The sequence below is a fragment of the Paraburkholderia sp. UYCP14C genome (genome assembly GCF_004197395.1).
Classification (GTDB): Bacteria; Pseudomonadota; Gammaproteobacteria; order Burkholderiales; family Burkholderiaceae; genus Paraburkholderia.
Map to the genome: position 1 here is coordinate 224,636 of NZ_SELS01000005.1, position 26,437 is coordinate 251,072.

Here is a 26,437-nt window from a genome sequence, read left to right on the forward strand (position 1 = left end):
TCGCGCCGCTGCCAGCCGCGCATCACTACCCCCCGTTGTTGTCGGTGCGCTCTCCTTCGCGGACCTTGCCTTGCGATACGCTGCTGCCCGGCGGCACGCTATGCGTGAGCCACACGTTGCCGCCGATCACCGACCCGCGCCCGATCGTCACACGCCCGAGGATCGTCGCGCCCGCGTAGATCACCACGTCGTCCTCGACGATCGGATGCCGGGCGTTGCCCTTGATCAGCGTGCCGTCCTCGTCGGCCGCGAAGCTCTTCGCGCCGAGCGTGACCGCCTGATACACACGCACGCGCTCGCCGATGATCGCGGTCTCGCCGATCACCACGCCGGTGCCGTGATCGATGAAGAAGCTCGGCCCGATCGTTGCACCCGGGTGAATGTCGATGCCGGTCGCCGAGTGCGCGATCTCGTTGATGAAGCGCGCGAGCAATGGCACGCCGAGCCGATGCAGCGCATGCGCGAGCCGGTGATGCGTCATCGCCCACACGCCCGGATAGCACAGCAGGATTTCGGTGATGTGCTGCGCGGCGGGGTCGCCGGTGTATGCGGCCTGGATGTCGCTGACGAGCAGCGCGCGGATGCCCGCCAGTTGCGTCGCGAACTCGCGCGCTACCGCGAATGCGCGCTCCCGCAACTCGGCGTCGGGTGTCGCGCCGAACTCGGGCAGAAAGCGCAGCGCGCGGCGAATCTGTTCGGCGAGCAGCCGCAGCGTGCTTTCGAGCGTATGGCCGACGTAGTAGTCGACCGTCTCGTCGGTTAGATCGGGCGCGCCGTAATGCGTCGGAAACATCGCGGCACGCAAACCAGCCACGATATTCACCACGGCTTCGCGCGACGGCAACTCGCGAATGCCGAGCGGATGCCGCGTGCGATGCAATTGCTCGCGCGAGGCGCGCAGGTCGGCGACGATCTGTTCAAGGCCCCAGTTCTGGGAAGGCGCGTTGGGCATAAAAGACGGCGCCGTGCGGCACGCACGGTGCGAAGTGGTTGTCGAACAAAGATTACCGCGTTTTAACGCCGCTCGCGCGGCAGCGCGCGAGCGGCCCGGATTCATTGCTCCGACTTGCGTCGACGCGCGTTGGCTCGCGGCGCGACGCACACACCGTTCCCAAACCTCAGATAGTCAGACTGCTCGCATCGATCCATCGCACTGCCCAATCGCGCGCGTGCGCGATCGCGGCGGCTTCGTCGGAGAAGCGCAGTTCCGTGGGGAAAAAACGGTTGGCGACCAGTTCGCCATCGCTCGAGCGCGAGATCACCACATACGGTTGCCAGGATCCGTCGCCAGAGCGCGCTGGTTCGCAATTCAACAGATAGCCGCGATGTGTAAATGCAGCATCGAAGTGCATGAGTCACCCGCCCCTGAAGCCCCGTAACATGTTCTCAGTCGCGCGGCCATTTGTTTGTTCGTTTTTACCGACCATGATGGAACCGCCGAAGCATGTCGCCAATTTAACCGCGCATCGATCGCAGGAGTAAGATCATACTCTGTAGAAAATACGCGTCCATTAAAAAAAACGAAATGAATCGCGTACGTCATCGCCATTCAATCGCGAGGGCAACGCCACTCGCATCGGAGCCTGGCGAAGCGCGCATCGCGAGTCCCGCGCACAGCGGCGCCGTGTCAGTCGGAACGGCTCTTGCTCCCTTCTTCGATTGTCCTCTTCAGGAGATGCACGATGAACAGCGCGATCAGCAAGCCCGAAAACGCCGGCACCAAACCGGACCCAAAGGACCCACGAAGCACCGACCTGCACAACGACCGCACGCACGACAGCACGGTCGACACCGACGGCAAGAACCGCGAAGCGGCACGTCTGGCGGGCCACAGCGCGATCTCGCCCGACGAGATCACGACCAGCAATGCGACGCTCGAGAACAGCGTGCCCGAGGCGCTCGATGGCATGGCCGGCTTCGACAGCCGGGTCGGCGGCAATCATCTGCTGCTCGCGCTCGAGCCGGGCTACGCAGTGATCGACAAGGGTATGGCCGAGCCGCTCGGCGCCTACTCGGCCGACCATCAGTACAACGACCCGCGTCCGGTCGGACAGCGCCAGGATCGCGGCCGCATTCATTACGCGCTCAATCATTTGCGACCCGCGCGCGTGATCGAATTACATCGGGTGAAATAAGCGGGCGCGCGTATCATCCCTTTATACGCGCGCGTTTGAATTAGCGCGTTTATTCCTATTTATCAGGCAGTAACGTGGCACGCACCGTTTTATTCTGGTGCGTGCTTTGCTTTGTTTAACGCTGGTTCGTTTAACGGAGTTGCGGATGAAAAGAATCGTCGTCATCGGTGCCACGGGCACGCTGGGCCAGGCCGTCAGCGCGGAGCTGAAGGCGCGTCACGAAGTGATCGAAGTCGGCGCGACGCGCGGGCAATATCACGTCGACAGCACGGATCCGGCGAGCGTCGAGCGGTTGTTTCGCGACATCGGCAAGGTGGACGGCGTGGTCACCGCGACCGGCAAGGTGCATTTCGGTCCGCTTGCGCAGATGAACATCGAGCAGTTTTGGGTCGGACTGCGCGACAAGCTGATGGGCCAGATCAACGTGGTGTTCGCAGCGCTGCCGTATGTGAACGACGGCGGATCGTTCACGCTGACGAGCGGCATTCTCGGCGACGAGCCCATCTCGCAGGGCGCGAGCGCGACGACCGTCAATCTCGCGCTCGAAGGTTTCGTGCGCGGCGCGGCGATCGAACTGCCGCGCGGGCTGCGCATCAACGTCGTGAGTCCGACCGTGCTGAACGAGTCGATGGAGGCTTACGCGCCGTTCTTTCGCGGCTTCGAGCCCGTCAGCGCGCAACGCGCGGCGCTTGCCTATCTGCGCAGCGTGGAAGGTGCGCAGACCGGGCGTGTGTATCGCGTGGGGTATTGAGCCTCAGTGAATCTCCGGCTCGCCCGAGCTCTCGGGACTCACGCCACCGCGCCGCAGGAAGTCGAAATCGCAGCCTTGATCCGCCTGCAGCACGTGCGCCTGATGCATGGCGCCATAGCCGCGCTCGAAGCGTGCCGCCGGCTTGATCCACGCGGCCTTGCGGCGCGCGAGTTCTTCGTCCGATATCAGCAGATTCAGCCTGCGGCGCGGCACATCGAGTTCGATCAGATCGCCGCTTCGCACGAGGGCCAGCGGGCCGCCGACGAACGCCTCGGGCGCCACGTGCAGCACGCACGCGCCATAGCTCGTGCCGCTCATCCGCGCATCGGAGATACGCACCATGTCGCGCACGCCTTTTTGCAGCAGCTTGCGCGGAATCGGCAGCTGGCCCCACTCGGGCATGCCCGCGCCGACCGGCCCCGCATTCTGCAGCACCAGCACGCAGCTTTCGTCGATGTCGAGCGCGTCGTCGTCGATGCGCGCGGCCATGTCGTTGTAGTCGCTGAACACGACCGCGCGTCCCGTATGCACGAGCAGATGCGGCTCGGCCGCGCCGGGTTTGATAACGGCGCCATTGGGCGCGAGATTGCCGCGCAGCACTGCGAGGCTGCTGTCATGCAGTAGAGGATTCGTGCGGCGGCGGATCACGTCGTCGTTGAAAATGCGCGCACCCGCAAGGTTCTCGCCGAGCGTTCGGCCGTTGACGGTTTTCTGCGAGCCGTCGATCAGCTCGCCCAGTTCCGCGAGCAGCCCGCGCAAACCGCCCGCGTAGAAAAAGTCTTCCATCAGGTAGGCGCCGGTCGGCCGAACGTTCGCGAGCACCGGCGTGCGACGCGCGATCTCGTCGAAGCGCTCGAGCGTCAACTCGATGCCCGCGCGCCTTGCAAGCGCAATCATATGCACGACCGAATTGGTCGACCCCGACAGCGCGACGCAGGTCGTCACCGCGTTATCGACCGATGCCGCCGTAATCAGGTCCGATGGCTTCAGATCCTCCCACACCATCTCGACGATACGCATGCCGGTTTTCGCGGCCATCTGCGCATGACGCGAATCCGGCGCGGGAATCGACGCGAAGCCCGGCAGCGTGAAGCCCAGCGCTTCGGCCGCGCTCGTCATCGTCGACGCGGTGCCCATCGTCATGCAGTGACCCGGCGAGCGCGCGATGCCGCCTTCCACGCCTTGCCAGTCGTCCGGCGTCAGCGTGCCCGCGCGCAGTTCGGCCCAGTAGCGCCATGAGTCGGACCCCGAGCCGAGCGTCACGCCGTTCCAGTTGCCGCGCAGCATCGGACCGGCGGGCAAAAAGATCGCCGGCAGATCCATCGAGATCGCGCCCATCAGCAACGCGGGCGTGGTCTTGTCGCAGCCGCCCATCAGCACGACGCCGTCGGCGGGATACGAGCGCAGCATCTCCTCGGCTTCCATCGCGAGGAAATTGCGGTACAGCATCGTGGTGGGCTTCTGGAACGGTTCGGACAGCGTCTGCACCGGCAACTCGATAGGAAAGCCGCCGGCCTGCCAGATGCCGCGTTTCACTTCCTCGACGCGCTGCTTGAAATGGGTGTGGCACGGATTGATCTCGCTCCACGTGTTGAGGATCGCGATGACCGGTTTGCCCGCGTATTCGTCGCGGTTGTAGCCCATCTGCGCGGTGCGCGAGCGGTGGCCGAACGACCGCAGATCGTTCGCGCCGTACCAGCGGTGACTGCGTAATTCCTCGGGGGTCTTTCTCTTCGTCAACGTCTACTCCACGATTGTCGCCGACTACGCGTCAGCGCCTCTGTTCTTTCACGCGAGACACGATCTGCGTCGGGCTTACGAATTGTAGTGCGATCAGCACCCAGATCAACGTGATCGCCATATAGATCATCGCCATTGCATCGATCGATTGCGGCGCGCGCACGCCGGTCGAAAACACAGCGTAATACAACGCGACCACCAGCGTTTGCGTCGCCGGACCGGCCGTAAAAAATGTCAGCTCGAACATGCCGATCGTGCGCACCAGCACGAGCAGCCCTGCCGCCAGCATACCCGGCACGAGCAGCGGCAGCAGCACGTAACGGAAATAGCGGAACGTGTTCGCGCCGAAAATGCGCGCGGCCGCTTCGAGATTCGGATCGATCTGCTCGATGAACGGCGTCATCACGAGAATCACGAACGGCAGTGCAGGTACGAGGTTCGCAAGAATCACGCCCCATAGCGTGCCGGCCAGGCCCACCTTGTACATCACCGTCGCCATCGGAATGCCGTAGGTGACGGGCGGCACCATCAGCGGCAACAGGAAGATCAGCATCGCAAGGCGCTTGCCCCGGAATTGCACGCGCGCAAGCGCATACGCGGCCGGCACGCCGAGCAGCACCGACAGCAGCACGACCGCGCCCACCACCTGCACGGTCACCCACAGCACGCTCGCGAGCTGGAAGTCGCTCCATGCCTGCGCATACCAATGCAGCGTGAAGCCTTGCGGCAATGCGGTGCCGAACCAGCGCGTCGCGATCGAATTCACCGCGACGGTCGCGATTAGCAGCACGACGTTGATCAGGAAGAACGCCATCACGGCCCACACCAGCACCTGCCAGATGCGGCCCGGCAGATTCGCGCGCTGACGCGCGTGTTGCGCGGGCTCGCGGGCGCCGTCGCCAGGTTGCGGCGCGGCGGAAGCGGACCAGTCGGGCTGCGTCGCGCGACGATCGGTCGTCATCAGCCTTTGCCTCCGGTTGTGGGGCCACGATAGAACCAGCGGCGCGCGCCGAGCAGCGCGGCGACCACCAGCAGTTGCACGAAGCCCATCACCATCGCGATTGCCGACGCGAGCGAATAGTCGTAGCTCTCGAACGCGGCTTCGGCCGCGGCAATCGACATCACGCGCGTCGGACCCGCGGGCGCCCCGAGCAGCACCGCCGACGGAAACACCGAGAACGCCTGCACGAACGACAGACACGCGGCCATCGTGAGCCCCGGCACGAGCAGCGGGAAATAGATGCGGCGAAACTGCTGCCACGGACTCGCGCCGAGCGTCGCGGCCGCACTGGCGAGCGTCGGGTCGATGCCGGTCACGTACGACAGCGTCAGCAGAAACGCGAACGGAAAGCCCGACACGATCAGCGACAGCAGCACGCCCGTGAAGTTATGCGTGAGCCGCACCTCTTGCGTGTACAGATGCAGCGCCTGCAACGCTTGCGGCAGCCAGCCGTGCGGACCGAAGTACGTGAGCATGCCGTCGGCGATCAGCACGGTGCCGAGCGTCACCGGAATCACCAGCAGCGTCGTGACGATCTTCTGATAACGCGAGTAGCGCCGCAGCGCGAATGCGACCGGCACCGACACGCCGACGTTGATCAGCGTGGCCGGCACCGACAGCTTCAGCGTGACGAGGATCGTCGGCCACATCGACGTGTCGGTGAAGAACGTCAGATAGTTGGCCCACACGCCGCCGCCGTTCATCGGCCGGAACGATAGCGCGAGACCATACGCGAACGGATAGATGAACAGCGCGACGATGAAAAGCAGCGCGGGCGCGACGAGCCACGCCTTGGCATCGCGCGGCGCGCGGGACGCAAGCGGCGGGGATAGTGTCGGCGTGTTCATGCGGCCTCGGCGTCGTAGACGAGCACGCACGCCGGCCGCACGCGCAGCGTGATGCGCTCGCCCTCCGCGCATTCGCCGGTCACGCGCGCCCACACGTCGCCGAACGCGGTCTTCACGCGCAGCAGCGAATCGTGGCCGCCATATTCGACCGCGTCGATCAGCGCATCGAACGCGTTGTCGGCGCCGGGCTCGGCACGCTCCATGTCTTCGGGACGCAGCGCGACGCTCACGCGCTTGCTGTCGAAGCCCGCCATCGGCGTACCGACGAGCCGCACGCCGTTTGCACTGACCGCGACACCATCGCCTTGCGTGCCCTCCAGCGTGAACTCGGCGACATTGCGATAGCCCATGAAGCGCGCGACATGCAGATTGCGCGGCCGCGTATAGACCTCCTTCGGCGTCGCGACCTGCTGCACGACGCCCTCCCTCATCACGACGATGCGATCGGCCATCGACAATGCTTCGTCCTGGTCATGCGTCACGTACAGCGTCGCGCGTTCGAGCTGCGTATGGATGCGGCGAATCTCCGCGCGCATTTCGATGCGCAGCTTCGTATCGAGATTCGACAGTGGCTCGTCCATCAGAATCAGCGGCGGCTCGATCACGATCGCGCGCGCGATCGCAACACGCTGCTGCTGGCCACCGGACAACTGGCCGGGCAGCTTCTGCTCATGACCGGTCAGTTGCACGAGTTGCAATGCCTCGCGCGCACGCCGCGCGATCTCGCTCCTGCCGACGCCGCGCATCTTCAGCCCGAAGCCGACGTTGTCGAGCACGCTCATATGCGGGAACAGCGCGTAGTTCTGGAACACCATGCCGAAGCCGCGCTTTTCCGGCGGCAGCACATCGATGCGCCGCTCGTCGAGCCAGATGCCGCCGCCGGTGAGCGGCTGCAATCCGGCGATGCAGTTCAGCGCGGTCGACTTGCCGCAACCCGACGGCCCCAGCAGCGCGATGAATTCGCCGCGCCGGATGGTCAGATCGAGACCCTGCAGCGCGGCGACCGCGTGGCCTTGCGCGTTGGTGAAACTGCGGCTCACCGAATCGAGCCGCAACTGCTCAAAGTGATGCTTCATGGCGGTTTCCTGATCCGCGTGAGGCGACGGATGTCGCGAATGCCGCGCGTGGTGAGCGCGGCGCATCAGGCAGCTAACGCGAGGCGCGCGTGATCGCTGAAAACACGCAGCGCGGCGCTACCTCACGCCGCGCTGCGTTTCGCCTCGCGCCCCGTCGCGTTGGCGCAAGCCTACTTGGTCTTCTGCGCGCCGACGTCGGTATCCCACTTCTTGAAGGCCGCGACCATCGCCGCGGCATTCAGCGGCAACGCATGCGGACGATCGCTCAACATCTTCGCGTATTCGGGGCGGCCATATTTTTGCAGCACCTCCTGGCTATGCGCGGGCGCCTGCTCGACGGTGACGCCCTTGATCGCCGGGCCCGGATAGAAGTAGCCGTCGTCGTAGGTCAGCGCCTGCTGCGCGGGCTCCAGCATGAAGTTCATCATCTTGTACAGCACGTCGAGCTTTTCCTTCGGCACGCCCTTCGGAATCACCATGTAATGCGCGTCGTTGACCCACGTCATGTTGTCGAACGGCTGTACGCGGAATTCGGCCGGCACGATGCCGAGCGCGCGCGGATTGATGTCCCAGCCGGTCACGGTCACGGTCATGTCGCGCGTGCCTTCGCCCAGTTCCTTCATCACTGCCGAAGTGCCGCCCGGATAGTACGGAATGCAGTCGTTCAACTGCTTGAGGAACGCCCACGTCTTGTCCCAGCCGTGCACCGGGTCCTGCGGGTCCTTGTCGCCGAGCACGTAGGGCAAGCCCATCAGGAACGTGCGGCCAGGACCGGAATTGGCCGGCCGCGCGTAGATCAGCTTGTCGGGGTGGGCCTTGCACCATTGCAGCAGTTGCTCGGGTGTTTTCGGCGGATCGCTGACCTTGGCCGGGTTATATTCAAGCAGCGGACCGGCCGGCATATATGCGACCTCGAGGCCGAAGCCTTGCGCGAGGTCCTGCATCTTGCGCGGGCCCGGCGCGTATTTGTCGAGCACACCGGGGAACTGCGCCGCGTTGTCGGGCAGCAGCTTGATCCAGAGGTTCTGTTCGATGCCGGCCGCGAGCGCGTCGGTGCCGGTCAAAACGAGGTCGATGTCGGAGCGGCCCGCGGCCTGCATCGCCTTGATCTTGCCGGGCAATTGCGGCGCGGGAGCGTTGGTGAACGTGATGTTGCCGACGAGATTCGGATACTTCGCCTTGAACGCCTCGAAGCCCTTCTGCGTGAGTTGAAGATCGCCGGCCACGTCGACGATATTGATCGTGACCGGATCGGCAGCGCGCGCGGCAACGGTGAAGGCCGCGCTCGCGGCGATACAGACGGATACCAGCTTGAACGACAACCTGTGCGAAACAGTCATTGCGTCTCCTCGCTTCTTGGTATGGAAGCCCGCCGGTCGATGCGTTGCGGGCGGTGTCTTTCTACCAATGGAACATAGCGAAGCGCAACAGCCGATGTCAAGCAAATAGTCGAGAGCACGGGTCCTATACGAAAACGGCTTGTTTTGCGTGAAATCCTTGTCGTTCAAAGCCTGGCAGCGCGGGTTAAGGGCAAACCCGAGCATCGACTGCGGTTGAAACACATGTTGTCTGGTAAGCGGACAACCGCTCAACCGCCGCGCACACCCTGGGTATTCACATACAGCGAATACAAGCCGTGGCTAGCCGCCATGAACAAACGGTTGCGATGCCGCCCGCCGAAGCATACGTTCGCGCAACGCTCCGGCAACGCGATATGGCCGAGCGGCTCGCCTTGCGCGGTGAACACGCGCACGCCGTCGAGTTCGTCGGTGCCCATACCCCAGCCGCACCACAAGTTGCCGTGCACATCGACCCGAAAGCCGTCGGGGGTGCCCGGACCCGCGTCGATCAGCACGCGGTTGTTCGACAGCGTCGTGCCTTTGCCATTGGCCTCGACATCGAATACACGGATCTTGCGCGGCTCGCCGCGCGATTGCACGACGTACAGCAGCGATTCGTCCGGTGAGAACGCGAGACCGTTCGGAGCGAGCACGTCGTCGATGACCATCGACACCTCGCCGGTCTGCCCGTCGATCCGATACACGCTGGGCTTGAGTTCGGACTGCTGCTGCTCGCCCTCGTAAAAGCCGTCGATGCCGAAGGTCGGATCGGTGAACCAGATCGAGCCGTCCGATTTGACGACCACATCGTTCGGCGAATTGAAGCGCTTGCCCTGATAGCGATCGGCGAGCACGGTGATCGAACCATCGTACTCGGTGCGTGTCACGCGCCGCGTCAGGTGCTCGCAACTGACGAGACGCCCTTCGCGATCGCGCGTATGACCGTTCGCGTTGTTCGACGATTGACGGAACGTGCTGACCGCGCCCGTGGTTTCGTCCCAGCGCAGGATGCGGTCGTTCGGAATGTCGCTCCACAGCAGATAGCGGCCATCGCCGAACCACACCGGCCCCTCCGACCAGCGCGTGCCCTGATACAAACATTCGACCGACGCCGACGCGAGAATCAGCGACTTGAAGCGCGGGTCGAACACGCGGATGGACGGATCGGGATAGCGTCGGCTCTGGTCGGTCATGCGGTTGCCTGCGTGTCGGAGGAGTTCGATGGGGTGGACGCGAACTCGCGCTCAAGAGCGAGCAGCGTGCGCGCGGCCTGCGCGATCTTCGCATGATGCTCGCGCGGTGTCGAACTGAGCAACGGCAGCAACGGCCCCATGTCGGCGAGGCCCGTGAACGTGATCGCATCGTGCAACACGCGGATCAGCGAGATGTCGTTGCGCAGTATTTCGAGCGGCATGAACGCATCGTACAGACGTTCGGCGGGGTCGTTGTCAGAGCGAGCGGCGTTACCAGCGTAGCCAGCGCTCGGGCCGCTCTGCACCGCGCGCAGCAGCGCCATGACCATGCCCGGCGCGATGCAGCCGCAACCGGTCGTCCAGGCGGCGAGTCCGAACTCGCGCAGATGCGCGAGCGCCGGCCGCTCGCCCATACCCGAGACGATCTTCGCGGCCGGCACGCGTTGCAGCAGCCGGTGCAGATACGGGTCGTCGGCGGGATTGTCGCGCGGAATCGCATATTTGACCGCGCTCAACGTGCCACGCTCGACGAGCCGCGCGAGCGTATCGACAGCGACGTAGTTTTCGCTCTTGATATACAGCGTGAGCGGCATGCCGGCCGTGTCGGCAATCCGTGTGAGGCCTGTCTCGACGCCTTCGGAAGTCGTAAAGCCGCCGAGCGGCAGCACCATCGCGGTGCGGTAGCGCGTCTGCGCGAGGACGCGCGCCTGATCGAGCATCTTGCCGTAGTCGGGACCGAGCGCGGGAATCACGCGCGTTTCGGGACTTGCGGCGTCGGCTAGCAGGTCCAGCAGTTCGCGATATTCGCTGACCGCGACATGATAGAGGTTCGCGTTGCCGCCATACAGTAGCGTGCGTACGCCGCCCGCCTCGATATGGCGGATCAACGCGAGATTCTGAGCAGGGTCGAGCGTGTAGTCGGCGCGGCGCGCGAGCGGCGGCACGGCCATAACCGACGCGGCGAACTCGCCGTCGCGAAGCGGAGATTCGTTCATGATGGTCAACGCGCAAACGGGCTGGCGGAGGTTTCACGGTAGCATCGGCTTCGCAATGTTGTCAAACAACCTGCGTGCGACGATCGTTCCCGCGTGCCGTTAGCGCCGAATTGCCCGGGTACAGATCACGAAAGTTCCTTTTGTATAACAATGGAGCCGGCCCGCAGCCCATGTGGCATCGGCGCAGGCTCTTTTTCTGGGTAACCAGGTCGCGGCAAGCAATAACCCGCTTTCCCAGATAATCGAATAAATGCGATTAATTCTAAATCGCGGCGGAAATAATGCTGTCGATCAGGCAACACATTAAAATGCGGTCTCCAGACGCCGATTGGCCGGTTTGCTCACCGACAAACCCGGGCAACGTAAAGATTAATTTCAATCAGCATAATAATGGGCAACACCAGCCTTGCTATTACACGGCTGCTATCGTTTACCCCGCAGAGCACCGGCGCATTGCGTTCGAGTTTTTAGTGATAGATTATGCGGATCAAAAGAGCGGACCGAAGTTTGTCCGTCAATAACCGCGAATGGGATGTTTGCGAGCCTGAGAGAGCCAAAAAATTGTCGCTACACTTTATCGAGCAGATGGCACCGCTACTGGACGCCGCCGACGAGGCGGAATGGTTCGGCGTGATTACGGGCCTCGCCGAGACGTGGGGCTTCGACAGGATTCTGGTCGCGATGCTGCCGCGGCCAACCATGCGTCTCGAGGACGCTTACCTGCGCAGCACTTACGCGCCGGCATGGCGCCAGACGTACGACGAGCAGGGCATGGTGCATATCGACCCGACGGTCGCGCACTGCCTGTCACGCTCCGCGCCGCTGATCTGGACGCCGGAGATCTTCGCCAGCCCGGCGCAGCAATCCCTGTATGAGGAAGCTCGCTCGTATGGCTTGGGCGCAGGCGTGACGCTGCCGATTCATGGGCCGAATCAGGAAGCCGGCATGATGTGCTTCGTCAATGACGACAAGCCGTCAGACGGGTTCAGGCGCCATGTGAACGCCGCGTTGCCGAACCTCGTGCTGTTGCGCGATCTGGTGATCGACACCAGCAAGCAGCATCTGAATTCGCACGCGCAGACCTTGCTGCCGAAGCTCACGCCGCGCGAGCGCGAATGTCTGAAATGGACCGCACGCGGCAAATCCACCTGGGAGATATCCCACATCCTGAGTTGCTCGGAAGCCGTGGTGAACTTCCACATGAAAAACATCAGGGCGAAATTCGGTGTGAATTCGCGGCGTGCGGCGGCCGTGATCGCGGCGCAGCTTGGGCTTATTGACCCGGGTTGAGCAGCGCGGCCGCGTCGCGGCTGTACATCACGCGTTCGGCGCGGCCCAGATCGGCGTCCGACACGGTTTTCATGAAATACAGGCCCAGCAGGATCGACACCGGCGCCGGGATCTCCGCGCCCGACTCGAAGCGGCTGCCGCGCGACTGCGTGACGCCGAAGCGAGCCCAGAAACGGCGCTGGCTCTCTTTTTTCTTCTTCCGGTAGGCAATGATCAGAACACGATCCACTGCCGAAGAGACCTCCGAAGGACGCGCCTGGAGGTGGGTTTGCGGTTGCCAGTGATTGTCGAGGAGTTCCATTTTGGACCCTTGTAGGTTGGGGGCGGATACGTGTCTGAATTCTGATATACCCGATAAGCATGCACACCTATCCAGGTAGGTAGGTGGCGCAAAGATTCAGAATGCATAAGTTTTCCTGCGTAACTGGCAGCCCCCAACGTGCACAGGAGAACGTCATGCAAACCACGATACGAATTGGACTCAGGCAGGAATTCGACAACGAACTGATCAACGAGATGTACCGTCTGCGAGCCCGGGTCTTTCACGGCCGGCTCGGCTGGGAAATTCCGACCATCGCAGGGATGGAAATCGACGGCTACGACGCGCTCGGACCGCATTACATGCTGATTCAGGGCGAAGACGAGCGGTTGCGCGGATGTTGGCGACTGATGCCGACCGAAGGACCCAACATGCTGAAAGACACCTTCCCGCAGCTGCTGCATGGCGCGGCCGCGCCGGTCGGTCGGCATATCTGGGAACTGAGCCGCTGGGCGATCGAAACCGGCGGAGAAGAACAGACGTTTGGTTTCACGGATATGACAATCCGCGCAATTCAGGAAGTGATGCGCTTCGCCCAGCGTATGGGCATCACGCATTATGTGACGGTGACCACCACGCCGATCGAGCGCATGCTGCGGCGTGCCGGCCTCGACATCAGCCGGCTCGGGCCGCCGCTGCAGATCGGCGTCGAGCGGGCCGTCGCGCTCGACGTCGCGGTGAGCGAGAAAACGCTGACCTCACTGTTCGGGCCGGTCGCCGCAGCGGCTTGAGGCGCGTCGGATCACCGCCTCACGAAAGTCTCGACGCCCTCACCCGCATGCGCGGGCTCAGGAACCGAACATCCGTTCCAGCGCGTTCTCGAGATGCGCGCGCATCGCGGCGCCCGCGCCCGCCGCGTCCTTGCGGCGGATCGCGTCGAGCACCGCCATGTGCTCGGCCTGCACCAGCCGCTGCCGCTCCACGGTTTTGACGAGCGACAGATTGCGCGACAGGTTCATGCTGAACAGGATCTGTTCCTCGATGAACGACATCACCGTGATGAAGAACGGATTCTTCGATGCACGCGCGACCGCCTGGTGGAACAGGAAGTCGTCCTTGGCGCCGATTCCCTGCGCCTCGATGATGCGCTCGAGTTCGTCCCAGGCATGCTGGATCGCGGCGATGTCGTCGGCATCGGCCTTCAGCGCCGCCTGCGCGGCCGCGCCCGCCTCGGTCACGATGCGGAATTCATAGCAGCGGCGGATGTCGGACAGCGTCTCGAGCGGTGCGAAGCGGCGCACGTCCGGATCGGGGCGCCGCTCGACGGTCGTGCCGGAGCCGTGGCGCGTCGAGATGATGCCGTCGGCCCGCAATCGCGCGAGCGCTTCTCGCACGGTCGGCCGGGACGTGGCGAAACGCTCCGCCAGCGCGTGCTCGGTCGGCAATCGCTCGCCTTCCTTGTACTCGCCTTCGAGGATGCGGTTGAGAATGTCGCCGTAGATCTGGTCGGGTAAGCCCTTAGTTTTTCGATCGTTCATCAGCGGACTGGCCAGCTTGTCTGAATATGGCCTGATTGTAAGGCCAACCTTGTTTCGGCTTCAGCAATCTTATACGGGGTGTAAGCATGCGAGGCCGCCCTTGCGCGCCGCCGCGACCTCCAGTGGGTCCGCAACGGGCCTGAATATTTGGCAAATGTTTGATTTACATCCTGGTCCGGTGCATCTTTTCCGGCCATCATCTAAGCTTCATTGGTATAAAAGATCAATAAACCCTGCCGCGGCTAGCAATGTGGCAGACGCTTTCTTGACGCGGAGCCGAAATGTACACACGCATCCTTGTAGCGGTCGACGGCAGCAATACCTCGCGCCGTGCGTTCGAAGCGGCGCTCGATCTGGCCAAATCGAATGGCGCGGTGTTGCGGCCATTTTATGTCGTCGAAAACACGCCGATGTATTTCGAGGCGCCCGGCTACGACCCGTCGATCCTGCGCAACCGCCTGATCGAGGAGGGTCAGGAGCTGCGTGCCGAGTTTTCGAAAGCGATGGCCGAGCAAGGTGTGAAGGGCGACCCGGCGGTCTCCGAGGCTTCGTCGCTGGGCGATGTCGCCGAGATCGTGCTGCAGGCCGCGGCCGAATTCAACGCCGACCTGCTCGTGATGGGCACGCATGGCCGTCGTGGCTTCCAGCGGCTGATTCTCGGCAGCGTCGCCGAACGCTGCGTGCGCCAGGCGAAGCTGCCGGTTCTGCTGGTACCGTCCGCCGCGGGCACCGACAAGGAACCCGCCTGACTATTTGATCGCGCAGGGCAGCGCGCCACGCGCTGCCCTGCCGGAACCGGGCCACGCTACCCGTCGACGCGCGACGTCGACATGACCCGCGCGGCTCACCTTCCCACCGCCGTCGGAGCATGCGCCGTCGCTCGGCACAGCCGAGCAGCGAACGCGTCGTTTTGCCGCCAGTTGCGGGTCATAGCGGGTGGGACAATTTCACTACTACCAATAATCGCGCGCAGAACATGCTGAATCCTACTGCTGTGACTCGTTCCTCGACCCGCTCCGCCGGCAACGCCGGGCGCGGCAGCCGCGAGGCTGTGGCGGCACGCGCATCCGCACGTACCGCCGCGCGCTGCTCCAGCTGTTCGATGCGTCAGATCTGCATGCCGCAGGGCCTGTCGGCGGAGGAATTGCCGAAGCTCGAAACACTGATCTGCTCGGCGCGCGCGGTGCCGCGCGGCGAAGCGTTGTATCGCAGCGGCGACCGCTTCGACAGTATCTACGCGGTGCGTTCGGGCTCGATGAAGACCGTGATGATCCACCGCGACGGCCGCGAGCAGGTCACCGGATTGCGTCTCGCCGGCGAGCCGCTCGGGCTCGACGGCATCAGCGCGGACGTCCATGCGTGCAGCGCCGTCGCGCTGGAAGACAGCACGGTGTGCATCGTCCCATACAGTGCGCTGAAGCTGCTGTGCCGCGAAATCAGTTCGATCCAGGAGCGCATGCACAAGCTGCTCGGCGCGCAGATCGTCAGCGAGGCCGCGCAGATGATGGTGCTCGGCTCGCTGTCCGCCGACGAACGCGTCGCCGCCTTCCTGCTCGACGTGTCACAGCGCAATGCGCAGCGCGGCTACTCGTGGTCGGAATTCAATCTGCGCATGACGCGCGAGGACATGGGCAGCTACCTCGGCATGACGCTCGAAACGGTCAGCCGCACCCTGTCAAGATTTCAAAAGCGCGGCCTGATCGACACGCGGGGCAAGCATATTCACATCGTCGATCTCGAAGGCTTGCGGCAGGTCTGAGCGGCTGGGCGGGGCTGAGCGGTCGCGCGGTTCGTCCTGGCACGCCGCCTGCAAACGGGGTACAGTTTCAGACTGCCCCTCACGGCAACCGTGCTGCATGGAGACCCGGCTCAATGAATCGCGACCCTGCCCCGCATCATCCGCTCGTGCAGCGCCTGCTCGACGCGCGTCAAGTCACCGACGACCTGTTTGCGATCGTCAAACCCGATTACCTCTATGAACGGCCGATCCGCGAGCGCCATCGCGTCGTGTTCTATATCGGCCATCTCGAAGCGTTCGATCGCAATCTGCTCGACCAGCGTCTGTTCGATCTGCCGGCTTTCGCGCCGCAACTCGACCAGCTGTTCGCCTTCGGCATCGATCCGGTAGGCGGCGGCTTTCCCACCGATCAACCCGCCGACTGGCCGTCGCTCGACGCCGTGCGCGAGTATGCGACGCGCGCGCGTCGGCAGATCGACGCCGCGCTCGACGAGCTCGGCAACCCGGCGCGCGACGAGGCGGCCGTGCAATTGCTGAACGTCGCGATCGAGCATCGCTTGATGCATGCGGAAACGCTCGCGTACATGCTCCATCAGTTGCCGCTCGCGCAGAAGAACACCGCGTTGCGCGAACCGGTGGTGACACGCGCGGAGCAGCGCGACGGGTTGTCGTCGATGGTCAGCGTGCCGGCCGGCACGACCGTGCTCGGCATGCCGCGCGAGGCCGGCCGCTTCGGCTGGGACAACGAGTTCGGCGCATTGGGCGTGGAGCTGCCCGCGTTCGAGATCGACCGCTACATGGTCACGAACGGAGCGTTCCTGGAGTTCCTCGAAGACGGCGGTTATCGCGAGCCGACATGGTGGTCGCCGAAGGACCTGGCGTGGAAGGAGGCGGGGCGCATCGAGCATCCGGCCGGCTGGTCGCAACGCCTGTCGCAAGACGGCCGCGCCGGCTGGACGCTGCGCACCATGTTCGACGACGTGCCCTTGCCGCTCGACTGGCCCGTCTACGTGAGCCACGCCGAAGCGAGCGCCTACGCGCGCTGGGCCGGCAAGGCCCTGCCGACGGAAGCGCAATGGCAACGCGCGGCGCACGGTGCGCCGCAAGCGGCGTCGGGCAACTTCGATTTCCGTAGCTGGGATCCACGGCCCGTCGACGCGCATCCGGACAACGTCAGCACGTTCGGCGTGGAAGGTCAGTTCGGCAACGGCTGGGAATGGACCTCGACGCTATTCGAGGCGCTGCCGGGCTTCGAAGCGTTTCCGTTCTATCCCGGCTATTCGGCCAACTTCTTCGATGGGCAGCATTACGTGCTGAAGGGCGGCTCGGCGCGTACCGCGCTGTGCATGCTGCGGCCGGAATTTCGCAACTGGTTTCAGCCGCATTATCAGTATGTGTACGCGGGGTTTCGCTGCGTGCGGGCTGCCGAATAAAGCGGCGCAGATCTCTTCAACTCGCGCTTCAAGCTGTCGGCACATGCTTTGGCCAAGGCTTCTGCAGACAGCAGCGCCTGCCGGGAACGGCAAACAATCGCGCACGAACCGCGACCGGCCGACCGTCTGCCAACCTCCCGGTTTCAAGTCTCCGTGCCACCCATTCCGTTATCATTTCACAAGCCTGCGCGGCATGTGCCGTTAACACGTGTGTAGCCTCTAACCTTTTCCCCGTTGCTGCGGGGACGCGCTCTGAAGTCAGCGATGAAAGTCGATCTAGCCACCCTTTACCTCCTCGTGATCGGAACCTTGTTAGCCAGTTCCGCCATGATGTATTGGGAACATCTGTCTCATCCCAAGCGCAGCAAGGAATTGCGAATGCTGGCGGCCGGCTATGCCACCCTCGGAATCGGCTGCGCATTGGCTTCATTTCGGGTTCAACTGCTCGGGACCGCTGGCCCCGCAGTGAGCAATCTCGTGATTCTCGCGGGCTACCTGCTCGTGCTGGACGGCGTAGCCATGTTCAGCGGCCGGCGCTATCTCGCAAGCTCGATCGGTTTGCTCGTCCTGATGGGGCTCACGTGGGCAATAGCTGGTGTGCGTTGGCAGGCTGCCGTCTGGATGTATGTCAGCGCCATCCCGATCGCGCTGGCTTCAGCCATGACCTCGCTCGAACTGCTGCGAGGCGATGGCATGCCGGCGGTTCAAGCCAGGCGCGTCGCCGTGGTGGTGTCGGGCATTCACGCGCTGTTTTACGTCGCCCGGGCTTTCGTGCTGCCATGGCTGGTGCCGATCTTCGGGCCGCGCTTGTTGGCTGTCTCCAGCGAAATCACGATGTACGAAGGGGTTCTCTACTCGGTCATTTTGCCGATGACCTTGCTCCGGCTAACCCGGGAAGAGATTCATGGCGAGCTGCTGCAGGAATCCCGCACGGATTACCTGACTCGCCTCGGTAATCGAAAGTTGTTTTTCGAAGACGGGGAGCGCGTTATCCGCGATCACCAGGCGCATCGACGACCCGTCACGCTCCTTGCGTTCGACCTCGATCACTTCAAGAGAATCAACGATCGCTACGGACACAAGACCGGCGACGAGGTTCTGCGGTCATTCGCGGAAACCATTCGAGCCGTCGCGGGTGCGGACGCGATTCTTGCACGCATCGGTGGTGAAGAATTCGCCGCGCTGCTGCCGGACCACGACAGCGAACGCGCAATAACGGTAGGCGAGACCGTTGCCAACCGGTTTGCCGCGCTGTCCCATGGCGCCGACGGCGACCGGATTCGGGCCACGGTCAGTGTTGGCCTCGCCGAGTCGGGTCGCCAAACGGCTTGCCTCACCGACCTGCTCTCAGCCGCCGATCAGGCGTTGTATCGAGCCAAGTCGCTGGGCGGTAATCGGCTCGAACAGACGCCAACGGCCGTGCTCCCCGACGCAACCTGCTCATCGAGCGGAAACCGGCTTTAAGCTTCCGGAAGAATTTCGTCCCAGCGCGCTTGCGCACGTAGGCACGACACATGAACCCTGAAGAACCTGCCACGCGGCCGACCCACCCCATCACCCGCCCGGTGTTGGTCTGGGACACGCCGGTGCGGCTGTTTCACTGGCTGGTGGTCGTGCTAGTCGCGGCCGCTTACGTCACCTTGAAGCTGAACTGGATCGACTGGCACGTGCGGGTCGGCGAGACGCTGCTTGCGTTGGTGATTTTCCGGCTGCTGTGGGGCTGTTTTGGCAGTGAGACCGCGCGCTTTCGCAGTTTCGTCGCATCGCCCGCGGCTGCGCTTCGTCATTTGCGCCACCTGTTTCGTCGCGAGCCGGACGTCCAGGTAGGCCACAATGCGGCCGGCGGCTGGATGGTGCTGTTGCTGCTCGCGTTGATGCTGGCCGAGACGCTGAGCGGGCTCTATGTCAACAACGACATCGCCGACGAAGGGCCGTTGAGCGAGCTGGTGCCCGCGTGGCTCGCCAACGCAATCTCGACGCTGCATGGGCTCGTCTGGTATGTACTGCTCGCCGCGGTGGCGCTGCACGTGCTGGTGATCACCCTCTACGCGGTAGCGAAGGGACACAACCTGCTGCGCCCGATGCTGACCGGCTACAAACTGCTGCCGTCGTCCGTGGACGCGCCGCGGCAGACGCCAGCGCTGCTGGCGCTGCTTCCACTCGGCGTCGGCGCGGCCGCGGTGATGCTGCTCGCGGCTTATCTCTGAGCTTGCCACAAGCCTGACCGCGGGCGCCGCCGCCGTGCCTGGCTCAGTTGCCCTTCGGCGGCATCACCTGGCCGCGAATCTCGCCGTTGGGATTGTTTTTCGTGTGAACGTTGATGTACATGTCACCGGCTTCGAACATCTTGGCGTCGTCCGGAGAAAGCGTGGTCTGACCGCTGAACGGGCTCGTCACCTCCATGCTGCCCTTCTGCGAGAGCCAGATCTTGACGCCGGCGTTTTTACCGGCCGGGGCGGGTCCGTGGAAATGCGACATCGTGGTGGGACTCGTCAACCCGCTGAAGCTGATGTTCCAGGTGACGACCCGCGTGCTGGAGTCGTACGTGAGCTTGGCGGTCCCGCTGCCCGGAGTCTGCACCGGCGGAACCTGTTGAGCGCCCGTCAGCGGTACGTCGAATGAGACGGGCGCCGCTTGCGCGAAAGTCAGCGTCCCCGCTAAGGCCAAACCACCAAGTACCATGAAAGCGCGCTGCGAGATGGATCGTGACATCTGGTTTTCTCCTGTTGGGTTTGCCCTTGGTGGGCGATTATTGAACACTGCAGAAGACCTCGTCGGCGCTGCTGGCAGCCCAACAAGTGAGACAAGGATAGACGCAAGCCGGCCGTAACGCGAAGTTTGCATTCGGCCGAATTTCCGGCCCATGCGGAGCGACCCTCCCGGTACGTCGACGCCAGATCAGTCCGGCCAGCGATTCGAAAGCAAACCGTCGGACGACGGTCGTTGAAATTTGACCTTCGGATTGCAGTGGCGCGGAAATTTCTTCCGGTACGATATCCGCTTTGCGCGAAGGCAGCGGACGTAGCGGCGCGACCTCGGGTTGCGCCAGGTGCCTTCATGGATCACACCCATTGTTACGCTGCCATGTCCATCCCGACCGCTCTTATCGGCATTGCGATTCTGTCCTGCCTGATGAGCGTCGCCGTTCTCGGCTCGCTGTTTCACACTCAAGTCCCGGGCATACGCCATTGGTGTGTGGCAAGCGGTCTGCTGGCCGTCACGGCCACGCTTCTCATTTTTCGTAGGTCGGATGCTGTCGTAGTAAGCGCGAGCGTCTTGCTGGTGGTGGCCTCCCTGCTCGCGGTGCAGGGCTTCAGGCGATTCTTTCATCGGCGGCCAGCGGTTATCTGGGAATACGGCGCGCTCGGCTCGATCCTAGTCGGACTGGTCTACTGGACCTACGTGTCGCCCGACGTCAGCGCCCGAGGTGCGATGATCTCGGGCTTTCTCGCCTATATCCGCTTTGCCATCGCGTGGCTCGTGCAGCGGTACCGGCCGGCGGGCAGACCAAAATACGGCTATCACTTCGTGTCCATCGCCGCGGTGCTGGGGGCCGTGATTCACGCGGTCCGTTGCGTCGTATATGGATTCGGGATCGCGCATGAAACGACCTTTCTCGAAGAGACGCCACTGAACATTGCGTTTCTGGGCATGGCCATCCTGACTCTGCCATGCCTGTCGGTAGGCATGGTCATGCTGGCGCACGACCGGCTGGCGGAGCGGATGGAACGCCTCGCCACCATCGACGATCTGACCGGCGTGCTCGGACGGCGCGCGTTCATCGCCCGGGCCGAGGCGCTGCTCGAGCTGGCAAGGGCGGCGAAGTCGAAGCTGTCCATCGCGATTCTGGACATTGATAACTTCAAAGGTATCAACGACCGCTACGGGCACGCCGCCGGCGACCAGGCTCTCGCGCACGTTGCTTTGACCATCTCGCGCGAAATACGGCCAACCGACGTGCTGGGGCGCATCGGCGGTGAAGAGTTCGCGCTGCTGCTTCCGCTGACTGGGAAAGAAGAGGCTGCCCGTCTCACGAACCGCTTGCGTGCAATCGTCGCGGCATCTGTGTCGCGCGCGCCGGCCGGTGACGTTGCATGCACGCTCAGCGCTGGCGTCGACGAATTCGGTGATGACGATACCGTTGCCTCGGTCATGGCGAGAGCCGACACGGCGCTCTATGTCGCGAAAGACAACGGCAGAAACTGCGTGGTGCTGGCAGGCTCGTCGCAGCCTTCCGATGACATCGTTTCCGGTTTGCCGGCTTAGGGAAGGCGCCGCACCGGGCTGCACACGAGACGCCTGCTCGATCGTCCGTTCGCATTGCCGCCGCAAAGAAAAACCGGCATGCGGTCGCCCGCATACCGGTCTCTATTGGGCCCCACCCGCGTCACCGCGAACAGGGGCCGCCGCGCGAGTCCGCGCTTTACTTGCGCTTCAATTGCGAAATATCGCGTACCGCGCCGCGATCGGCCGAGGTCGCGAGCGCCGCATACGCCTGCAATGCCTGCGACACGACACGCTCGCGATTGGCCGGCTGCCACGCGTCGTCGCCGCGCGCTTCCATCGCCGCGCGACGGCGCGCGAGCTCTTCATTCGACACCACGAGGTGCATCTTGCGTTGCGGGATGTCGATCTCGATCACGTCGCCGTCTTCGACCAGACCGATCGTGCCGCCTTCCGCCGCTTCCGGCGACGCATGGCCGATCACGAGGCCCGACGAGCCGCCCGAGAAACGGCCATCGGTAAACAGCGCGCAGCTCTTGCCGAGGCCCTTCGACTTCAGATACGAAGTCGGGTACAGCATTTCCTGCATGCCCGGACCGCCCTTCGGACCTTCGTAGCGGATCACCACGACGTCGCCCGGCACGACCTTGTCACCGAGAATCGCGTCGACCGCGTCGTCCTGGCTTTCGAACACACGCGCGCGGCCCGAGAACAGCCACTGCGATTCGTCGACACCCGCGGTCTTCACGATGCAGCCCTTCTCCGCGAGGTTGCCGTACAGCACCGCGAGGCCGCCATCCTTCGAATACGCGTTCTCCTTGCTGCGGATACAGCCGCTCTTGCGGTCCGTGTCGAGCGTCGCGTAGGTCGCTTCCTGGCTGAACGCGACCGTGGTCGGAATGCCGCCCGGCGCCGCGCGGAAGAACTTCTGCGCTTCCTCGCCTGCGTTGCCGGCGATGTCCCACTTCGCGATCGCGTCGCCGAGCGTGCCGCTGTGCACGTTGCCGCACGACAGATCGAGCAGGTCCGCCCGCGCGAGTTCGCCGAGAATGCCGATGATGCCGCCCGCGCGATGCACGTCCTCGATGTGGTACTTGTCGGTCATGGGCGCGGCCTTGCACAGGCACGGCACCTTGCGCGAGATGCGATCGATGTCCGACATCGTGAAATCGACGCCCGCTTCCTGCGCGGCGGCCAGCAGGTGCAGCACGGTGTTGGTCGAGCCGCCCATCGCGACGTCGAGCGTCATCGCGTTTTCGAATGCCTGCTTGGTGGCGATGCTGCGCGGCAGGACCGAGGCGTCCTCTTCCTGATAGTAGCGGCGGCACAGATCGACGACGAGGCTGCCCGCCTGCTCGAACAGGCCCTTGCGCCATGCGTGCGTCGCGACGATCGTGCCGTTGCCCGGCAGCGCGAGGCCGATCGCCTCGGTCAGGCAGTTCATCGAGTTCGCGGTGAACATGCCCGAGCACGAACCGCAGGTCGGGCACGCATTGCGCTCGACTTCGGCGACTTCGGCGTCGCTGATCTTCGGGTCGGCGGCCTTGATCATCGCGTCGATCAGGTCGATCTTCGCGATCACCTGGCCGTCGGTCGGCGACTTGACCTTGCCCGCTTCCATCGGACCGCCCGACACGAACACGACCGGAATGTTCAGGCGCATCGCGGCCATCAGCATGCCCGGGGTGATCTTGTCGCAGTTCGAGATGCAGACCATCGCGTCCGCGCAGTGCGCGTTGACCATGTACTCGACCGAGTCCGCGATCAGTTCGCGCGACGGCAGCGAATACAGCATGCCGCCGTGACCCATCGCGATGCCGTCGTCGACGGCGATCGTGTTGAATTCCTTCGCCACGCCGCCGGCCGCCTCGATCTGCTTCGCGACCAGCGCGCCGAGGTCGCGCAGATGCACGTGGCCCGGCACGAACTGCGTGAACGAGTTCACGACCGCGATGATCGGCTTGCCGAAATCGCCGTCCTTCATGCCGGTCGCGCGCCACAGCGCGCGGGCGCCGGCCATGTTGCGGCCGTGGGTCGAAGTGCGTGAGCGATAGTGGGGCATCTGTATCCTCAGGTATTGCTGTTATCGGTTTTGATGAGCGCCCGCGCGAGCCGGCCGATGCGCCGCGGCGCCTTGAATCGGCGGCGGCGCAGCGATTGGCTCGCGGGCGGTAGGGATCGCAATAGGGCGCGGACTTTGCGCTGGGAACGAATAGTGCAAGAACGCCAGTAAGACGTCCAATATATTTTTTCGCCGCAATTAGGTCGAGAAAGATATTAATCGATGCCGCGACCGTTCAGCCGATTTGCGCCAGCGCCGTCATCAGCATGCCGTCCGCTCGGGCGAGATCGTCGAGCACCGAAAAGTGCGTACAGTCCGGCACGTGCACGAGCGTAACGTCCTGCCCCGCCCCCTCGCACGCCGCCGCATACTCGTCCGACTGCCGCACCAGCTCCGGCAACTCCGCGCCGCCGACTGCGATCACGGCCGGCACACCGTTGCCGACGTGATGGATCGGACTGTACGCGGCGATTTCCTGCTCGCTCAGTTGCAGCTTGTCGTTGAGCCATGACAGGCTGATCGGTTCGAGATCGACCAGCGCGCTGATCGGCAGTGCGTGAGTGACGAGCGGATGCGCGCGATGCAGCGCCGTCAGATGACCGCCCGCCGAGTGCCCGCTCAGACACACCGGATGCCCCGCGGTGCCGAGCCCGTCCGGGTCCGCTTGCAGATGATCGAGCAAGCCCGTGATTTCGCCGACGATCTGCGTCATCGATGCGTCCGGCGCGAGCGTGTATTCGACCAGCACGACGTTGTAGCCGTTGGCGAGCGGCCCATCGGCGATGAACGCGAAGTCTTCCTTCACGCAGTTCTGCCAGTACCCGCCGTGAATGAAGATGAACGTCGGCGCGCCGGCCTTGCCGCAGGGCAGCCAGTCGAAACGCTCGCGCGGACGCTCGCCGTAGCGCAGATCGCGCTGCCCCGGCACGCGTTCGTACAGCTTCGCGCTGCGCTGCTGGAAGTCCCGCAGGACTTCCGGGAAGTTCGGGATGGCCTGGGTGTTGTTGTAGGCCTTATCGAGCGTGGGTCGATCCATGCCGCGATAGATGGTCGTCATAGTCTTGTGTCTCCCTGGTCATTCGATGATGGTCCGTCTGATTGTCGGCGATTCGCGTGACGGCCCGCAATGGCGTGTTTCCTTGACATCGCCCGCGCCGAAGACGAATAATGCCACGTTCGTTTACCGAAACAGTGTTCACCGTAAGAACATTGAAAAGGAAACCGAGGCCTTTTTCCAGCGCAACACCGGGTTCCACGCTCCTGGATTCGCGCTAGTCTGACTCCTGTCATCGAGGTCAGGTAAGGCAAGCTTGCCGCCGACACGCGCCGGCATCCCACGCCGGCGCGCCGCACCCGCCCGCTCCGCCCTGCCCCGCGTAGGGCCGGCCCGGGCACTACACAGAGTCACACACATGAAGCGAGACACTTCCCCCAATGCCGCCGGCCGGCCTGCCGCTTCGCGCGGCATCGTCGAAGGTCTGGTGTATGTTTTCGAGCAGGTCATGCCCGACCCGTTCGTGCTGTCCATCTGCCTGACGTTCTTCGTCGCCGTGCTGGCGGTGCTGATCGCCCCGACCGGCAACCTGCCGACGCTGCTCGATTCCTGGTACACCGGCACGTTCGGCATTCTGGGCTTCGCGCTGCAGATGATCCTGATCCTCGCGACCGGCTACGCAATCGCGGAAGCGCCGATCGTGCAGCGCGGCCTGCGCGCGCTCGCCTCGCACGCGAACTCGCCGACGCGCGCCGCGCTGCTCGTGTTTCCGGTCGTCGCGGTGGCCGCGTGGCTTAACTGGGGGCTCGGGCTGATTGTCGGTGCGTTGCTGTCGCGGGAAATCGCGCGGCGCGTCGACGTCGATTTCGCGTGGCTCGTCGCGGGCAGCTATTCGGCCTGGTCGATCTGCAACAGCGGGCTGTCGAGTTCGATCGCGCTGTCGCAGGCGTCGCACGGCAATGCGCTGAATCTCGTCGAGAAAGCGACCGGCCACGTGGTGCCGCTCAGCGAAACCATCTTCGCGCCGTTCGTGTTCATACCGACCGTGCTGGTCGTCGTCGTAATGACGGCGATCTTCATCAAGATGCATCCGAAGGCGGAGAACGTCATCGCGTTTCGGCACAGCGGAGAAGAAGCCGCCGACGCACCGAGCGACGACCCGCATGCGCGCGCGAGCAGCGCGACATCGCTCGCCGCGCGCCTCGAACAGTCGATGCTCGGCACGCTGCTGCTGCTCGCGCTCGGCATCGGCTATCTGGCGATCACGTGGCACAAGGAAGGCTTCGATCTCGACATCAACAACACGATCCTGATCTTCCTGATGATCGGTCTCGCGCTGCAACGCACGCCGATCGCGTACGCGAATTCGATTCGCCGCGCCGCGCGTCAGACCGGCTCGATGCTGCTGCAATATCCGATGTACGGCGGGATCATGGGCATCATGAAGGGCACGGGACTCGCGTCGATGATCGCGAAGGCGTTCGTGACGATCGCGTCGCCGGTCACGCTGCCGCTGTGGAGCTATCTGAGCTCGCTGATCATCACGCTGCTGGTGCCGAGCGCCGGTGGTCACTGGGCGGTGCAGGGTCCGTTCGTGCTGCCCGCGGCGCTCAGCCTGCATGCGTCGGTGCCGCGCACGGCGATGGGCGTCGCGATGGCCGAGAACGTGTCGAACATGCTGCAGCCGTTCTGGGCCGTGCCGATCGTTGCAATCGCGGGTATCCGGATTCAGCGCGTGATGGGCTATACGGCGGTGACGTTCGCGGTGTCGCTGGTGATTTACGCGGCGGCGTTGTGGCTGGTGCCGTAACTGCAATGCTC

General features: G+C 63.9%; 25 protein-coding genes. 11 read left to right on the top strand and 14 right to left on the bottom strand.

Features of this window, described 5'->3' with window-relative positions:
* Positions 1-25: 25 nt before the first annotated feature.
* Positions 26-952 carry a serine O-acetyltransferase EpsC gene (gene epsC, locus EVC45_RS06750; protein WP_129957240.1) on the bottom strand — a complete coding sequence of 309 codons (927 nt, stop codon included), beginning with the start codon at positions 950-952 and terminating at the stop codon, positions 26-28.
* A 166-nt stretch (positions 953-1,118) separates the two neighbouring features.
* The gene (locus tag EVC45_RS06755) at positions 1,119-1,352 is read right to left on the bottom strand and encodes a hypothetical protein (protein ID WP_013092363.1); all 234 of its coding nucleotides are present in this window, start codon (positions 1,350-1,352) and stop codon (positions 1,119-1,121) included.
* Positions 1,353-1,682: 330 nt separating this feature from the next.
* Between EVC45_RS06755 and EVC45_RS06760 the strand changes: the two genes are divergently transcribed.
* Together EVC45_RS06760 and EVC45_RS06765 are read left to right on the top strand one after the other, a co-directional pair.
* The gene (locus tag EVC45_RS06760) at positions 1,683-2,135 is read left to right on the top strand and encodes a DUF3005 domain-containing protein (protein WP_129957241.1); all 453 of its coding nucleotides are present in this window, start codon (positions 1,683-1,685) and stop codon (positions 2,133-2,135) included.
* A 145-nt stretch (positions 2,136-2,280) separates the two neighbouring features.
* A complete protein-coding gene (locus EVC45_RS06765; RefSeq protein WP_129957242.1) occupies positions 2,281-2,886 on the top strand; it encodes a short chain dehydrogenase in 606 nt (201 codons plus the stop codon).
* Between the two features lie 3 nt (positions 2,887-2,889).
* Here EVC45_RS06765 and araD read toward each other — a convergent pair whose 3' ends face one another.
* The 7 genes from araD to EVC45_RS06800 all read right to left on the bottom strand — a co-directional run bounded on the left by araD (position 2,890) and on the right by EVC45_RS06800 (position 11,078).
* A complete protein-coding gene (gene araD / locus EVC45_RS06770) occupies positions 2,890-4,626 on the bottom strand; it encodes an L-arabinonate dehydratase (protein ID WP_129957243.1) in 1,737 nt (578 codons plus the stop codon).
* Positions 4,627-4,657: 31 nt separating this feature from the next.
* Positions 4,658-5,587 carry an ABC transporter permease gene (locus EVC45_RS06775; protein WP_129957244.1) on the bottom strand — a complete coding sequence of 310 codons (930 nt, stop codon included), beginning with the start codon at positions 5,585-5,587 and terminating at the stop codon, positions 4,658-4,660.
* Positions 5,587-6,474: an ABC transporter permease gene (locus EVC45_RS06780; RefSeq protein WP_129957245.1), complete on the bottom strand. Its 888-nt coding sequence runs from the start codon at positions 6,472-6,474 to the stop codon at positions 5,587-5,589. Before EVC45_RS06780 ends, EVC45_RS06775 begins: the two co-directional genes overlap by 1 nt.
* Positions 6,471-7,550, bottom strand: coding sequence for an ABC transporter ATP-binding protein (locus tag EVC45_RS06785; RefSeq protein ID WP_129957246.1), 1,080 nt, complete (start codon positions 7,548-7,550; stop codon positions 6,471-6,473). The genes EVC45_RS06780 and EVC45_RS06785 overlap by 4 nt, the downstream gene beginning before the upstream one ends.
* Before the next feature lie 170 nt (positions 7,551-7,720).
* A complete protein-coding gene (locus tag EVC45_RS06790) occupies positions 7,721-8,890 on the bottom strand; it encodes an extracellular solute-binding protein (RefSeq protein WP_129957247.1) in 1,170 nt (389 codons plus the stop codon).
* Positions 8,891-9,138: 248 nt separating this feature from the next.
* Positions 9,139-10,083 (bottom strand): SMP-30/gluconolactonase/LRE family protein, encoded by a 945-nt coding sequence (locus EVC45_RS06795; RefSeq protein WP_129957248.1) that lies wholly within the window; start codon positions 10,081-10,083, stop codon positions 9,139-9,141.
* Complete coding sequence (locus EVC45_RS06800) at positions 10,080-11,078, bottom strand: dihydrodipicolinate synthase family protein (protein ID WP_129957249.1); 999 nt, start codon at positions 11,076-11,078, stop codon at positions 10,080-10,082. The genes EVC45_RS06795 and EVC45_RS06800 overlap by 4 nt, the downstream gene beginning before the upstream one ends.
* A gap of 585 nt (positions 11,079-11,663) precedes the next feature.
* On the opposite strand from EVC45_RS06800, the gene EVC45_RS06805 reads away from it, so the two are divergent.
* Complete coding sequence (locus tag EVC45_RS06805; RefSeq protein ID WP_129957250.1) at positions 11,664-12,368, top strand: LuxR family transcriptional regulator; 705 nt, start codon at positions 11,664-11,666, stop codon at positions 12,366-12,368.
* Here the strand turns inward: EVC45_RS06805 and EVC45_RS06810 are convergent.
* Positions 12,352-12,669 (bottom strand): hypothetical protein, encoded by a 318-nt coding sequence (locus EVC45_RS06810; protein ID WP_013092374.1) that lies wholly within the window; start codon positions 12,667-12,669, stop codon positions 12,352-12,354. The two genes, EVC45_RS06805 and EVC45_RS06810, sit on opposite strands and share 17 nt — an antisense overlap.
* Positions 12,670-12,824: 155 nt before the next feature.
* On the opposite strand from EVC45_RS06810, the gene EVC45_RS06815 reads away from it, so the two are divergent.
* Positions 12,825-13,418 carry an acyl-homoserine-lactone synthase gene (locus tag EVC45_RS06815; protein WP_129957251.1) on the top strand — a complete coding sequence of 198 codons (594 nt, stop codon included), beginning with the start codon at positions 12,825-12,827 and terminating at the stop codon, positions 13,416-13,418.
* A gap of 57 nt (positions 13,419-13,475) precedes the next feature.
* On the opposite strand, the gene EVC45_RS06820 is transcribed toward EVC45_RS06815, so the two are convergent.
* Complete coding sequence (locus tag EVC45_RS06820; RefSeq protein ID WP_129957252.1) at positions 13,476-14,165, bottom strand: FadR/GntR family transcriptional regulator; 690 nt, start codon at positions 14,163-14,165, stop codon at positions 13,476-13,478.
* 281 nt (positions 14,166-14,446) lie between these two features.
* On the opposite strand from EVC45_RS06820, the gene EVC45_RS06825 reads away from it, so the two are divergent.
* The 5 genes from EVC45_RS06825 (at position 14,447) to EVC45_RS06845 (ending at position 19,543) form a co-directional block, all read left to right on the top strand.
* Positions 14,447-14,914, top strand: coding sequence for a universal stress protein (locus tag EVC45_RS06825; protein ID WP_129957253.1), 468 nt, complete (start codon positions 14,447-14,449; stop codon positions 14,912-14,914).
* Positions 14,915-15,267: 353 nt separating this feature from the next.
* On the top strand, positions 15,268-15,924 hold the full coding sequence (locus EVC45_RS06830) for a helix-turn-helix domain-containing protein (RefSeq protein WP_129957254.1): 657 nt from the start codon (positions 15,268-15,270) through the stop codon (positions 15,922-15,924).
* 113 nt (positions 15,925-16,037) lie between these two features.
* The gene (locus EVC45_RS06835; RefSeq protein WP_129957255.1) at positions 16,038-17,336 is read left to right on the top strand and encodes an SUMF1/EgtB/PvdO family nonheme iron enzyme; all 1,299 of its coding nucleotides are present in this window, start codon (positions 16,038-16,040) and stop codon (positions 17,334-17,336) included.
* Between the two features lie 264 nt (positions 17,337-17,600).
* Positions 17,601-18,800 carry a diguanylate cyclase gene (locus EVC45_RS06840; protein ID WP_129957256.1) on the top strand — a complete coding sequence of 400 codons (1,200 nt, stop codon included), beginning with the start codon at positions 17,601-17,603 and terminating at the stop codon, positions 18,798-18,800.
* Positions 18,801-18,850: 50 nt separating this feature from the next.
* Complete coding sequence (locus EVC45_RS06845; RefSeq protein WP_129957257.1) at positions 18,851-19,543, top strand: cytochrome b/b6 domain-containing protein; 693 nt, start codon at positions 18,851-18,853, stop codon at positions 19,541-19,543.
* A gap of 43 nt (positions 19,544-19,586) precedes the next feature.
* On the opposite strand, the gene EVC45_RS06850 is transcribed toward EVC45_RS06845, so the two are convergent.
* The gene (locus tag EVC45_RS06850) at positions 19,587-20,048 is read right to left on the bottom strand and encodes a CHRD domain-containing protein (protein WP_129957258.1); all 462 of its coding nucleotides are present in this window, start codon (positions 20,046-20,048) and stop codon (positions 19,587-19,589) included.
* A 372-nt stretch (positions 20,049-20,420) separates the two neighbouring features.
* On the opposite strand from EVC45_RS06850, the gene EVC45_RS06855 reads away from it, so the two are divergent.
* On the top strand, positions 20,421-21,602 hold the full coding sequence (locus tag EVC45_RS06855; protein ID WP_248295046.1) for a GGDEF domain-containing protein: 1,182 nt from the start codon (positions 20,421-20,423) through the stop codon (positions 21,600-21,602).
* A gap of 157 nt (positions 21,603-21,759) precedes the next feature.
* Here the strand turns inward: EVC45_RS06855 and ilvD are convergent, their stop codons facing one another.
* Together ilvD and EVC45_RS06865 are read right to left on the bottom strand one after the other, a co-directional pair.
* Positions 21,760-23,622, bottom strand: a complete 1,863-nt coding sequence (gene ilvD / locus EVC45_RS06860) for a dihydroxy-acid dehydratase (RefSeq protein WP_129957259.1) — start codon at positions 23,620-23,622, stop codon at positions 21,760-21,762.
* Between the two features lie 235 nt (positions 23,623-23,857).
* On the bottom strand, positions 23,858-24,679 hold the full coding sequence (locus EVC45_RS06865) for an alpha/beta hydrolase (RefSeq protein WP_129957260.1): 822 nt from the start codon (positions 24,677-24,679) through the stop codon (positions 23,858-23,860).
* A gap of 355 nt (positions 24,680-25,034) precedes the next feature.
* Here EVC45_RS06865 and EVC45_RS06870 point away from each other — a divergent pair, with 355 nt between their 5' ends.
* On the top strand, positions 25,035-26,426 hold the full coding sequence (locus EVC45_RS06870) for a TIGR00366 family protein (RefSeq protein WP_129957261.1): 1,392 nt from the start codon (positions 25,035-25,037) through the stop codon (positions 26,424-26,426).
* Positions 26,427-26,437 lie beyond the last annotated feature (11 nt).